Source organism: Alysiella filiformis (genome assembly GCF_014054525.1).
Taxonomy (GTDB): Bacteria; Pseudomonadota; Gammaproteobacteria; order Burkholderiales; family Neisseriaceae; genus Simonsiella; species Simonsiella filiformis.
Genome location: NZ_CP059564.1, coordinates 423,927 through 437,182, shown reverse-complemented (window position 1 = coordinate 437,182; position 13,256 = coordinate 423,927). Strand labels below are relative to the sequence as shown.

Here is a 13,256-nt window from a genome sequence, read left to right as displayed (position 1 = left end):
GCCTGAAACGCATTGTTCAGGCTGCCTGAATGATTAAATCGCCATCAAATCTTCTTCTTTGTGGGCGAGCATTTTGTCAATTTCGCCGATGAATTTGTCGGTTAATTTTTGTACGGCTTCTTCGCCACGGCGGGCTTCGTCTTCTGATACTTCTTTGTCTTTCAACAATTTTTTGATGTGCTCATTGGCATCGCGGCGCACATTGCGAATGGACACGCGACCGTCTTCGGCTTCGCCACGCACCACTTTAATCAAGTCTTTGCGGCGTTCTTCGGTCAGCATGGGCATGGGTACGCGAATCAAATCGCCCACCGATGAGGGGTTTAAACCCAAATTGGAATCGCGAATGGCTTTTTCAATTTTGCTTGCCATATTGCTTTCAAAAGGTTTCACACCAATGGTGCGCGCGTCCAACAGGGTAACGCTGGCGGCTTGGCTCACAGGCACCATATTGCCCCAGTATTCCACTTCCACTTGGTCAAGCAAACCCGTGTGGGCGCGACCTGTACGCACTTTTGCCAAATTTTCGCCCAATACTTCTAGCGAACGTTGCATTTTGTTTTCGGCTGATTTTTGAATGTCGTTAATCATGATTGTGAACCCATTTTTGTCAAAAACCAGAATGTTAGCGTGATTGCGCCCCCCCGACAAGTCTTTTCAGGCAGCCTGAATATATAAAAAAATCCCCTGTACGATTATAATCTTGCCTTTTTGGGAAAAATTTGTCATGTTCAAGAAATGTGCATGGTTATTGTATGCCATCAGTTTGCCGATTATGGCGGCAGACACCTACGGTTATTTGGGATTTTGGCACCACGCCAATGCCAGCAGTGCCGCCACCCACACCCGCACCACCGCCGAAAACGCCACCCTCGCCCAAGCACAACAACAATGGGACGATTTTTGCCGCGAAATGAATTTCAGGCAGCCTGAACAAGAAAATGGCTGTTTTGGCGCAACATTGTTGCACAATCAATGTGCGGCGGCGGCGTTTGACACACGGCGCGGCTTGCTCAAACCCAACAATGTGTACATTGCCGTGGGCAAAAACATGAGGCAAGTGCAACACGAAGCCCAGCAACAATGCGAACAAGCCGCACAAGGCGAATCGGCTTGCGAAGTGGAAACCGCATTTTGCAGCAACAGCGATTTGTATCAAGAATAAGAACCTGTGTTCATCGTCTCAATGGCTGGCTTTTATCGCCACTTCATTTGCAAGCATGGTCAATAAAATCAAGCCATCAATCTTCTGATGAACACAGGTTATAAAATTTCAACATGGATTTGTGGCGTGCAGGCTGTCTGTACGCCACAAATTTTTTATTTTATATCAATGACATCGTCTGCCAAGTTTGCAACCATTCCTTGGGCGTTTGCCCCAATTTACGCACAAACACGCGCGTTAAAGCCGCATTGTGGCTGTATCCCACCTTTTCCGCCGTCAAAGCCACCGACAAGCCGCGCCGCAACCACATTTGCGCCACCTGAATGCGCCAATTTGCCACATACTCCATGGGCGAAACCTTCATCATCTCCTTGAAATAAGGCACAAATTTGGCGCGCGACATACACGCCTGTTCCGCCATCGTGTCCACATGCCAATCCCATTCGGGGTGCTGATGAATGTTGATGAGCAAAGGCGCAAGGCGACTGTCGGTCAAACCGCGCAACAAGCCAATTTGCAGCAAATTGTTTTGCAAACAAAAACGCAGCACCTGTATCATCAAATACGCACTCAAATGTTGCATGGCTGCCTGAAAGCCACATCGCGTGGCTTGATGTTCCTGAAAAATGCTTTGCGTGATGTGGTTCAAATGTTCATCTTGTTTTAAATACAAAGGGATAATCCGATTTAAACCATCAATCAAAGGGTTGCACACCTGTTCACCAAAATCAAAATCAATGCACAACACGCTCAAATCGTCCGACAAAGGCTGAATGCTGTGCAGGCAGCCACTGGGCGAAAACAACACACAAGGCTCTTCAATCAACAAAGGCGTGTGCTGATTGTGATTGACCATGCAGCGACCCCGTTCAATCAAATGCAAATAGCCTTTATTGGGTTCATCAAATTGCCCCGTTCGGCACAACAATCCCTTAAAAAAAACGTGTGTGCGAAACGGAAAATGGGTAAACAAATGGGTAATCGCGTCCATAAAAAATCAATTCGGTTAAAAAAAGCAGACGTTCGGTTAAAACAACAAAGGCGGCAGTCATTATACTTCGCCCCAGTTTTTCATGTGATTAAACCCTTAAATGGAAGGAACAAACAAATGGCTAACGAAAAAACCGAACAAATCAACGAACAACGCCGTGCCGCCTTGGGGGGCGGTGCCAAATTGGCAATGGCTGCCAGCGTGTTGGGCGCAATGGGCATTGGCGCATCAGCGCAAGCCGCACCTGCCAAAAAAGGCAATATTTATGCCGAACCCGCACAATATGGCTTAAAACGCCCTGGTATGAAAATTGACCCCAATCGCGTGGCTTTGGTGGTGGTGGACCCACAAAACGACTTTTTGAGTCCCAATGGCGTGATGTGGGAAGTGCTGAAAGACAGCATTCAAGAAAACAACACCGTTGAAAACATTGAAACATTGTTTAAGGCAGCCAAAGCCGTAAACATGCCCGTGATTGTGTCGCCCCACTATTACTATCCCACCGACCACCAATGGGAATTTATGGCACCAGGCGAAAACTTCATGCACAGCACCAATATGTTTGCCCGCAAAAGCGCGTATTCCATGGACGGCTTTGAAAATTCAGGTGCAGACTTTGTAGAACGCTACAAACCCTATATTTTTGACGGACAAACCACCATTGCCTCGCCCCACAAAATTTTCGGGCCCGAAACCAACGATGTCGTTTTGCAACTGAGAAAACGCAAAATTGACCAAGTGATTTTGGCAGGCATGGCAGCCAACTTGTGCATTGAATCGCATTTGCGCGAATTGGTGGAACAAGGCTTTGAAGTGGCGGTGGTAAAAGACGCAACCGCAGGACCCCGCATTCCAGAGGGCGACGGCTATTTGGCGGCATTGGTCAATTACCGCATCATCGCCAACGATTTGTGGACAACCGCCCAAGCCGTACAAAAAATGGGTGCGCGATAAAAACAGACATTTTCAGGCAGCCTGAACGCGAAACGTGGCGTTGCGCCGCCACACCCACGCTAGGGGTGTGTGGCACATTTCAGGCAGCCTGAAACCTTTGCAAAACCTACTTTTAAACTGACGTAGGGGCGGATTTCATATCCGCCCTGTTTAGACTTGCAGAAATTTTTATTTTTATCAATAACGTGAACTCGGGATAAGTCACTGTTAATTTGCCAACAAACCAGCCCTCTCTCCCTATGGGAGAGAGTTGGAGAGAGGGCTTGTTGAGCAGCGCACCCTCTCCCCAGCCCTCTCCCACAGGGAGAGGGAGCAAAGTGACTTAAATTTATCAATCACTTTTATCCCGAAATCGCGTTATCAATAAATTGAAAAAAGGGCAGATATGAAATCTGCCCCTACGAATTGAGTTTTGCAAAAGTTTCCGCCTGAAAAACAACAACGGCATGAAATACCAAAAATTTCATGCCGTTTTATCTTAACGCGCGTTTGGGATAAAAGTGCCTGCTGCCACCTGTAAATTAGCAAATTCCAGCAAAGTAGCTGCATTAGGGATATTATTGGATATTTGGAGTCTCCTGTTTAACGTTACGGGGTTTTAAAACTTGATTTACAAATCTTGGTAATATATTGTCAGATGTATCTTTATTCTCGCATGTAATAGCAAATGCCCAAGGCATTCTGCCCCCACCTTTGCTGCCTAAACCTTTTTCAAAAGCATAAATGATTTTTTCAGCGATGATTTCATTGTTTTTTCTATCAATAATTTGAATGGTTACGCCTGCCACCCAATGTTTACGTAATTTTGGGTCAATATTATGTTCAAAATTAACAGCATAACGCGATGGATTTTGGGGATTTAAGGTTTGTATCAATGGTAACCTGTTATTGTTATCAACATAACGGATAACATTTTTTTCATTTTTCTGTAAAATGTCAATGTACATATATTCAGGAAGACCATACACACCTAAAAAATTACCAATAAATTCATTATCGGTAGAAGAACGCAATACCGCATCGTCCCACATCGGGTCATGATGTTTGGCATCGCGTGAAATGCCGTCATCTTTTATCACTTTCAACAACATAATCCCTTCCACATTATCCACCGTGCGATAAATCTTTTCGCCTGCTTTTTCGCATTGCTGTTTAAATAGTGCTTTGGCTGTTTGGTATTTGCGTTGCCATTCTTCGGCTTCTTGCTGTTCGGCTTTACTCGGCGCAAATGCCATCATCAGCAGCATGGGGATAATCCGCACAAACAGCACAATAATCCCTGCGCTTACGCCAATCGAGTTCAATATTTTGCGGTTTTGGCTGTTGCCTTTTTTAAATGCCGTTGGTACAAATATTGCCAATAAAAACAACATGGTTGCCCAGTAGCCCCATGTGAGTAGCGTGGTAATGCCATCTAGGAATTGTTGTAAATCGTAGGTGGTAAACATGGTAATCGCTTATTTCACTTCTTGAAATTAAATTTAATGGAGCTGTTTCAGGTTGAACGCATTTTCAATGGCACACGATACACCACCAACGCCAACAAAATCAGGCTGCCACCCAAGATTTTTTGCCACGTCAAAATTTCATTCAGCAGCCAAACGCTCAACAGCACCGTCCAAACGGGTTCTAAAATCATAATCATGGCGGCATTGCCGATGGGGCAAAGTTTCTGCCCCCAAGTTTGCAGAAAATAACGAAAATTCGTTATCAGCAAAATGGAGACCGCCACCCAAAGCCAAGTTTGCACCGACACCGCGCTTTGCCAGCTTTCAAACAACAGCGAATACGCGCCACACACCACGCCAGCACAAGCCAGTTGCACGGTTGCCAATGCCAAAGTCGGTACATTTTTGGCATATTGATTGTTCAGCACAAAAAAACACGCGCCCATCAACGATGACGCGGCAAACAAGCCACTGGAAAAAGAGAATTGCGCCAAAGGTTTACCTGCATTCAATGCGTACACGCCCAAAATCGCCAATGCCAGCGAGAGCCAAAACATCGGAATCGGGCGATTGCCAAACAGCAACCACGACAACAAAGGCGCAATCAACAGCGATAAACTCATCAAAAACGCGCCTTCGCCAAAATGCTGGCTGTGTGTAATGGCTTGTATCCACAAGAAAATATTGGCGGAAAATGCACCACCCACCGCCAAAGCGTGTCGCCATTGAATGCGATTCAGGCTGCGTATCGCGCCATGCGAAAACGGCAAAAACAACGCCGCTGCCACGCCAAATCGGATTGCCAAAAAACCTGCTGGCGGCAATTCGGCTATCGCAAATTTGGACGCGAACCAGCCGAATGCCGCCAACAAAGTGACCCAAAATAAAGCCAATTCGCCTTGATATTTCGCCATTTTCAGGCTGCCTGAATGAATTTTTCGCGGTGCGCGGCAACGTATTCGCAAGCGATTTGCCAATCTTGTTCGGCACAATCGTAGTAATCTGCGTCCAATTCTTCAAAATCGTTGAACTGTTGGCGCAGCGTGCCAATTTCGCTGCCTGATTCGGCAAGTTGTTCAATTTGCTCGCCATATTTGCTGTATAGGGCGCGTGCTTTTTCCAAGATTTTGGGCGTGGATTTGATGCGCCAACGCCGTAAACTGTCGGCAATCGGGTTCATCAGCACATATTCGCCATAGCCCGATGCGATTAAATGCACAAAACCGCCGTCTTGAACATGGCTGTCCATAAAACAAAAGGCGAGCAGGGTGTGTTGTTCATCGTTGAGTGCGTCATCGCCTTCGTGTTCCCATTTATCCAAATATTGCGATGATAATTCAAAAAGTTGTTCAATTTGCATGATGTTCCTTGTGAATGTGTTTCAGGCAGCCTGAAACGCCAAAAACGGCATAAAACATCACATTTTATGCCGTTTTGCTTTATTCATTCAATGAATTATTTAGGCGCAACCATTTCTTCGGGTTTCACCAACTCATCAAATTCCTCGCCCGTGAGCAAGCCCAATTCAATGGCGGTTTCACGCAAAGATTTGTCGTTTTTGTAGGCGGTTTTCGCAACTTTTGCCGCGTTTTCGTAGCCGATTTTGCGGTTCAATGCCGTTACCAACATCAAAGAATGGTGCAAGAAATAATCAATTTTTTCAGGCACCGCCTCAATGCCCACCGCGCAATGTTCATTAAAGCTGTTGCACGCATCGCCCAACAAACGCACCGATTGCAACAAATTGTACGCAATCACAGGCATATACACATTCAACTCAAAATTGCCGCTCGCGCCAGCCATGTTAATCGTAACGTCATTGCCGAACACTTGGCAGCAAACCATGGTTAAAGCCTCAGCTTGGGTGGGGTTCACTTTACCAGGCATAATGGACGAACCAGGTTCATTTTCAGGAATGCGGATTTCGCCCAAACCGCAACGTGGACCCGAAGCCAACCAACGCACATCGTTGGCGATTTTATTCAGGCTGCCAGCCAGCGTTTTCAACGCGCCAGACGCATAAACGCAAGCATCGCGTGCCGCCAAAGCCTCAAATTTATTGGGCGCAGTAACAAAAGGCAAACCCGACAATTCAGCCAGTTGCGCGGCAGCCTTAACCGCATATTCAGGGTGGCTGTTCAAGCCCGTACCAACAGCCGTGCCACCCAAAGGCAATTCATACAAATCGCGCAAAGCATCATTCAAACGAACCAGCGCATGGTCCAACTGATTCACATAGCCCGAAAATTCCTGACCCAAAGTCAAAGGCGTGGCATCTTGCAAATGCGTGCGACCGATTTTCACAATGTTGGCAAATTCTTTGGCTTTCGCGTCCAAAGTGTCGCGCAAGGTTTTCACAGCAGGAATCAGCAAACGGTTGATTTCAATCGCCGCCGCAACATGAATCGCAGTAGGGAAAGAATCATTGGTGGATTGCGCGTGGTTCACATGGTCATTGGGGTGAACAGGTTGATAAGCTGCCAAGCCCGTGCCAGCCAATTCATTGGCGCGGTTGGCGATGACCTCATTCATATTCATATTGGATTGCGTGCCAGAACCCGTTTGCCAAACCACAAGCGGAAATTGACCCGCCAATTTGCCAGCCAGTACATCATCGGCAGCCTGAACAATCAAATCCGCCTGTTCTTGCTTAATGCGACCCAAGCCAGCATTGGTGATGGCGGCGGCTTTTTTCACCAAAGCCATCGCATTAATCAAAGGCAAAGGCAAAGTTTCGCCACCGATTTTAAAATTATCGCGGCTGCGTTGGGTTTGTGCGCCCCAATAGGCTTCGTTGGGAACGGCGACTTCGCCCATGGTATCGTGTTCAATGCGGGTGTTGCTCATAAATTTTCTCCTGAAATAAAACGGAACGCTGGAAAATCAAAATGATTATCACATTATAACAATGGCAGGATTTTTCGCAAAGTTTTGTTAAATTCTTTTTTGCTGGTGTGATGGTGGGTGGTGGCGAAATCCAGATTTCAGGTAGCCATTCCAAAAAGAGCAGAGTATTAGGGAGTGTACATGGCGTCTTGCCGCCATACCCACGCTTTGTGTGTGGCGCGAAGCGGTTGCCGTTTTGATTGTGTGTGTGGGTAGGGTGCAACTTGTTGCACCATTTCAGGCAGACTGAAAGTTGATGGTCAAAATAAATTTCGTGATAAATCAAAATATTTTGCAGTTTTTATCAAAAAAAAGTTTGGCAATGCTTGACCAGTTTGGGCATATTGGGCATAATTCGGTTTTTCGCTGCTACGGCGGCAAAGAAATGTTTAGTTGGATTTTTTAGTTCTTTAAAAAATGATTACCGATAAGTGTGAGTGTATTGAGCCTCACACTGTTTTGAGAGTTTACAAGATTGAATGTGTTTTTCATATTTATTTCTTGTTAATTTCTTTGAAGCAGACCAGAAGTTGTAAGTTAGAGATTGAACATAAGAGTTTGATCCTGGCTCAGATTGAACGCTGGCGGCATGCTTTACACATGCAAGTCGAACGGCAGCACGAGTACTTGTACTTGGTGGCGAGTGGCGAACGGGTGAGTAATGCATTGGAACGTACCGAGTAGTGGGGGATAACTGTCCGAAAGGATAGCTAATACCGCATACGACCTGAGGGTGAAAGCGGGGGACTTTTAGGAGCCTCGCGCTATTTGAGCGGCCAATGTCTGATTAGGTAGTTGGTGGGGTAAAGGCCTACCAAGCCGACGATCAGTAGCGGGTCTGAGAGGATGATCCGCCACACTGGGACTGAGACACGGCCCAGACTCCTACGGGAGGCAGCAGTGGGGAATTTTGGACAATGGGGGGAACCCTGATCCAGCCATGCCGCGTGTCTGAAGAAGGCCTTCGGGTTGTAAAGGACTTTTGTCGGGGAAGAAAAGCGGATTGATAATACCAGTTCGTGATGACGGTACCCGAAGAATAAGCACCGGCTAACTACGTGCCAGCAGCCGCGGTAATACGTAGGGTGCGAGCGTTAATCGGAATTACTGGGCGTAAAGCGAGCGCAGACGGTTTGTTAAGTCAGATGTGAAATCCCCGAGCTCAACTTGGGAACGGCGTTTGAAACTGGCAAGCTAGAGTATGTCAGAGGGGGGTAGAATTCCACGTGTAGCAGTGAAATGCGTAGAGATGTGGAGGAATACCGATGGCGAAGGCAGCCCCCTGGGATAATACTGACGTTCATGCTCGAAAGCGTGGGTAGCAAACAGGATTAGATACCCTGGTAGTCCACGCCCTAAACGATGTCAATTAGCTGTTGGGGCACTTGATGCCTTAGTAGCGTAGCTAACGCGTGAAATTGACCGCCTGGGGAGTACGGTCGCAAGATTAAAACTCAAAGGAATTGACGGGGACCCGCACAAGCGGTGGATGATGTGGATTAATTCGATGCAACGCGAAGAACCTTACCTGGTCTTGACATGTGCGGAAGGCTTTAGAGATAGAGCTGTGCCTTCGGGAACCGCAACACAGGTGCTGCATGGCTGTCGTCAGCTCGTGTCGTGAGATGTTGGGTTAAGTCCCGCAACGAGCGCAACCCTTGTCATTAGTTGCCATCATTAAGTTGGGCACTCTAATGAGACTGCCGGTGACAAACCGGAGGAAGGTGGGGATGACGTCAAGTCCTCATGGCCCTTATGACCAGGGCTTCACACGTCATACAATGGTCGGTACAGAGGGTAGCCAAACCGCGAGGTGGAGCCAATCCCAGAAAACCGATCGTAGTCCGGATTGCACTCTGCAACTCGAGTGCATGAAGTCGGAATCGCTAGTAATCGCAGGTCAGCATACTGCGGTGAATACGTTCCCGGGTCTTGTACACACCGCCCGTCACACCATGGGAGTGGGGGATACCAGAAGTAGGTAGGGTAACCGCAAGGAGCCCGCTTACCACGGTATGCTTCATGACTGGGGTGAAGTCGTAACAAGGTAGCCGTAGGGGAACCTGCGGCTGGATCACCTCCTTTCTAGAGAAAAGAAGAGGTTGAATGCACTCACACTTATCGGTAATCGTATTATAGATGCAAGAATTAAAAAGCAGATTAAAGAAGAAATGATAAGGTTTAAGATTGTTTATTTTTAAATTTTAAATTTTGATGTTTCTTTGATTTGTTTTAAATAAGTTCATGGGTTTGTAGCTCAGGTGGTTAGAGCACACGCTTGATAAGCGTGGGGTCGTAGGTTCAAGTCCTACCAGACCCACCAGTTGCAAAACAAAGGAATACTGGGGGCATAGCTCAGTTGGTAGAGCACCTGCTTTGCAAGCAGGGGGTCATCGGTTCGATCCCGTTTGCCTCCACCAAGATTCAGGCAGCCTGAAAGTGGAATAAAAATAAAATAAAAAACTTTTAAAAAGAGTTAAGCTTAAAAAGTTTAATTTTTTATTTTTGATTATTTTTCTTTTTTAAATTGCAAATTAAAGCGAGTTTGTGTAGAATGGCTAGCTTGCTTGTTTTAATTTGCAATTTGCTGATGATTTTATCAGTTAATTGATTGCATCGCTCTTTAACAAATTGGAAAGCCGAAATCAACAAACAAAGACAATTTTGGTTTGATTTGGTTTGAAATCAGTTTGCAAACTGATTTCAGGCAGCCTGAAACAAAACTCAGGTTAAAAAGAATTGAACAACAGTATTTGGGTGATGATTGTATCAATACCCGTCTTGAAACACAAAAGGCAAGATGGGTATCACAACAAAGCAGTAAGCTTTATTGTTTGAGAATCTAAGTAGAATATGGTTGTCAACGCTGTATTCTGCAAAGTCAAAGGTTCTTCAAATGATAGAGTCAAGTGAATAAGTGCATCAGGTGGATGCCTTGGCGATGATAGGCGAAGAAGGACGTGTAAGCCTGCGAAAAGCGCGGAGAAGCTGGCAAAAAAGCAATGATACCGCGATGTCCGAATGGGGAAACCCACACAGCAATGTGTATCCCAGTCTGAATACATAGGACTGGCGAAGCGAACCGGGAGAACTGAACCATCTAAGTACCCCGAGGAAAAGAAATCAACCGAGATTCCGCAAGTAGTGGCGAGCGAACGCGGAAAAGCCTGTGCGTGATAATGGCACTGTTAGGAGAAGGACTTGGAAAAGTCCGCCACAGTGGGTGATAGCCCCGTATCCGAAAACAGTATCATGGTACTAAGCGCACGACAAGTAGGGCGGGACACGTGAAATCCTGTCTGAATACGGGGGGACCATCCTCCAAGGCTAAATACTCATCATCGACCGATAGTGAACCAGTACCGTGAGGGAAAGGCGAAAAGAACCCCGGGAGGGGAGTGAAATAGAACCTGAAACCTGATGCATACAAACAGTGGGAGCACCTTTAATGGTGTGACTGCGTACCTTTTGTATAATGGGTCAACGACTTACATTCAGTAGCGAGCTTAACCGAGTAGGGGAGGCGTAGGGAAACCGAGTCTTAATAGGGCGATCAGTTGCTGGGTGTAGACCCGAAACCGAGTGATCTATCCATGGTCAGGATGAAGGTGCCGTAACAGGTACTGGAGGTCCGAACCCACGCATGTTGCAAAATGCGGGGATGAACTGTGGATAGGGGTGAAAGGCTAAACAAACTCGGAGATAGCTGGTTCTCCCCGAAAACTATTTAGGTAGTGCCTCATGTATCACTTCTGGGGGTAAAGCACTGTTATGGCTAGGGGGTCATTGCGACTTACCAACCCATTGCAAACTCAGAATACCAGAAAGTGCAATCATGGGAGACAGACATCGGGTGCTAACGTCCGGTGTCAAGAGGGAAACAACCCAGACCGCCAGCTAAGGTCCCAAATGACAGATTAAGTGGTAAACGAAGTGGGAAGGCACAGACAGCCAGGATGTTGGCTTAGAAGCAGCCATCATTTAAAGAAAGCGTAATAGCTCACTGGTCGAGTCTTCCTGCGCGGAAGATGTAACGGGGCTCAAATCTGTAACCGAAGCTGCGGATGCTAGTTTACTAGCATGGTAGGGGAGCGTTCTGTAAGCCTGTGAAGGCAGCTTGTAAAGGCTGCTGGAGGTATCAGAAGTGCGAATGTTGACATGAGTAGCGATAAAGCGGGTGAAAAGCCCGCTCGCCGAAAGCCCAAGGTTTCCTACGCAACGTTCATCGGCGTAGGGTGAGTCGGCCCCTAAGGCGAGGCAGAAATGCGTAGTCGATGGGAAACGGGTTAATATTCCCGTACTTTGATTCAATGCGATGTGGGGACGGAGAAGGTTATGCTGGCAATCTGTTGGAATAGATTGTTTAAGCCTGTAGGTGGAAGGAGTAGGCAAATCCGCTCCTTCTTAACACCGAGACGTGATGACGAGTGTCCACGGACACGAAGCAGCAAATACCACGCTTCCAGGAAAAGCCACTAAGCTCCAGTTGAATCAAAACCGTACCGCAAACCGACACAGGTGGGCAGGATGAGAATTCTAAGGCGCTTGAGAGAACTCGGGAGAAGGAACTCGGCAAATTGATACCGTAACTTCGGGAGAAGGTATGCCCTGTAAGGTTAAGGACTTGCTCCGTAAGCCTATCAGGGTCGCAGAGAATCGGTGGCTGCGACTGTTTATTAAAAACACAGCACTCTGCTAACACGAAAGTGGACGTATAGGGTGTGACGCCTGCCCGGTGCTGGAAGGTTAATTGAAGATGTGCAAGCATCGGATCGAAGCCCCAGTAAACGGCGGCCGTAACTATAACGGTCCTAAGGTAGCGAAATTCCTTGTCGGGTAAGTTCCGACCCGCACGAATGGCGTAACGATGGCCACACTGTCTCCTCCCGAGACTCAGCGAAGTTGAAATGGTTGTGAAGATGCAATCTCCCCGCTGCTAGACGGAAAGACCCCGTGAACCTTTACTGTAGCTTTGCATTGGACTTTGAAGTCACTTGTGTAGGATAGGTGGGAGGCTTTGAAGCAGAAACGCCAGTTTCTGTGGAGCCGTCCTTGAAATACCACCCTGGTGGCTTTGAGGTTCTAACCCAGACCCGTTATCCGGGTCGGGGACCGTGCATGGTAGGCAGTTTGACTGGGGCGGTCTCCTCCCAAAGCGTAACGGAGGAGTTCGAAGGTTACCTAGGTCCGGTCGGAAATCGGACTGATAGTGCAATGGCAAAAGGTAGCTTAACTGCGAGACCGACAAGTCGAGCAGGTGCGAAAGCAGGACATAGTGATCCGGTGGTTCTGTATGGAAGGGCCATCGCTCAACGGATAAAAGGTACTCCGGGGATAACAGGCTGATTCCGCCCAAGAGTCCATATCGACGGCGGAGTTTGGCACCTCGATGTCGGCTCATCACATCCTGGGGCTGTAGTCGGTCCCAAGGGTATGGCTGTTCGCCATTTAAAGTGGTACGTGAGCTGGGTTTAAAACGTCGTGAGACAGTTTGGTCCCTATCTGCAGTGGGCGTTGGAAGTTTGACGGGGGCTGCTCCTAGTACGAGAGGACCGGAGTGGACGAACCTCTGGTGTACCGGTTGTTTCGCCAGAAGCATAGCCGGGTAGCTAAGTTCGGAAGAGATAAGCGCTGAAAGCATCTAAGCGCGAAACTCGCCCAAAGATGAGACTTCCCCTGTGGTTTAACCACATTCAAGGGTCGTTGTAGACCACAACGTTGATAGGTCGGGTGTGGAAGAGTGGTAACACTTGCAGCTAACCGATACTAATTGCCCGTAAGGCTTGACTCTATCATTTGAATAACTTTAAAC

Annotated in this window: 8 protein-coding genes, 2 tRNA genes and 2 rRNA genes; 6 read left to right on the top strand and 6 right to left on the bottom strand. The window is 47.4% G+C overall.

Going from position 1 to position 13,256, the window contains the following annotated elements; all coding sequences use genetic code 11:
* Positions 1-33 precede the first annotated feature (33 nt).
* Complete coding sequence (gene frr / locus H3L97_RS02220; protein WP_097115206.1) at positions 34-591, bottom strand: ribosome recycling factor; 558 nt, start codon at positions 589-591, stop codon at positions 34-36.
* Positions 592-727: 136 nt separating this feature from the next.
* Between frr and H3L97_RS02215 the strand changes: the two genes are divergently transcribed.
* Positions 728-1,165, top strand: coding sequence for a DUF4189 domain-containing protein (locus tag H3L97_RS02215; protein WP_097115205.1), 438 nt, complete (start codon positions 728-730; stop codon positions 1,163-1,165).
* Between the two features lie 160 nt (positions 1,166-1,325).
* On the opposite strand, the gene H3L97_RS02210 is transcribed toward H3L97_RS02215, so the two are convergent.
* Positions 1,326-2,156, bottom strand: a complete 831-nt coding sequence (locus tag H3L97_RS02210; protein WP_097115204.1) for a helix-turn-helix transcriptional regulator — start codon at positions 2,154-2,156, stop codon at positions 1,326-1,328.
* Between the two features lie 117 nt (positions 2,157-2,273).
* Here H3L97_RS02210 and H3L97_RS02205 point away from each other — a divergent pair, with 117 nt between their 5' ends.
* Positions 2,274-3,110 carry a cysteine hydrolase family protein gene (locus H3L97_RS02205; RefSeq protein WP_097115203.1) on the top strand — a complete coding sequence of 279 codons (837 nt, stop codon included), beginning with the start codon at positions 2,274-2,276 and terminating at the stop codon, positions 3,108-3,110.
* A 557-nt stretch (positions 3,111-3,667) separates the two neighbouring features.
* On the opposite strand, the gene H3L97_RS11895 is transcribed toward H3L97_RS02205, so the two are convergent.
* From H3L97_RS11895 to fumC, 4 genes are all read right to left on the bottom strand, one after another.
* A complete protein-coding gene (locus H3L97_RS11895) occupies positions 3,668-4,483 on the bottom strand; it encodes a hypothetical protein (RefSeq protein WP_224446326.1) in 816 nt (271 codons plus the stop codon).
* Positions 4,484-4,605: 122 nt separating this feature from the next.
* Positions 4,606-5,472 (bottom strand): DMT family transporter, encoded by an 867-nt coding sequence (locus H3L97_RS02190; protein WP_097115201.1) that lies wholly within the window; start codon positions 5,470-5,472, stop codon positions 4,606-4,608.
* A 2-nt stretch (positions 5,473-5,474) separates the two neighbouring features.
* Positions 5,475-5,918 (bottom strand): DMP19 family protein, encoded by a 444-nt coding sequence (locus H3L97_RS02185; RefSeq protein WP_097115200.1) that lies wholly within the window; start codon positions 5,916-5,918, stop codon positions 5,475-5,477.
* Between the two features lie 95 nt (positions 5,919-6,013).
* Positions 6,014-7,405 carry a class II fumarate hydratase gene (gene fumC, locus H3L97_RS02180; RefSeq protein ID WP_097115199.1) on the bottom strand — a complete coding sequence of 464 codons (1,392 nt, stop codon included), beginning with the start codon at positions 7,403-7,405 and terminating at the stop codon, positions 6,014-6,016.
* A 585-nt stretch (positions 7,406-7,990) separates the two neighbouring features.
* On the opposite strand from fumC, the gene H3L97_RS02175 reads away from it, so the two are divergent.
* From H3L97_RS02175 to H3L97_RS02160, 4 genes are all read left to right on the top strand, one after another.
* Positions 7,991-9,529, top strand: a 16S ribosomal RNA gene (locus tag H3L97_RS02175).
* Between the two features lie 161 nt (positions 9,530-9,690).
* A tRNA-Ile gene (locus tag H3L97_RS02170) sits at positions 9,691-9,767 on the top strand.
* A gap of 21 nt (positions 9,768-9,788) precedes the next feature.
* Positions 9,789-9,864, top strand: a tRNA-Ala gene (locus H3L97_RS02165).
* Between the two features lie 483 nt (positions 9,865-10,347).
* Positions 10,348-13,235 (top strand): 23S ribosomal RNA (locus tag H3L97_RS02160).
* Together the 16S and 23S rRNA genes with 2 tRNA genes alongside form the textbook arrangement of a ribosomal RNA operon.
* Positions 13,236-13,256 lie beyond the last annotated feature (21 nt).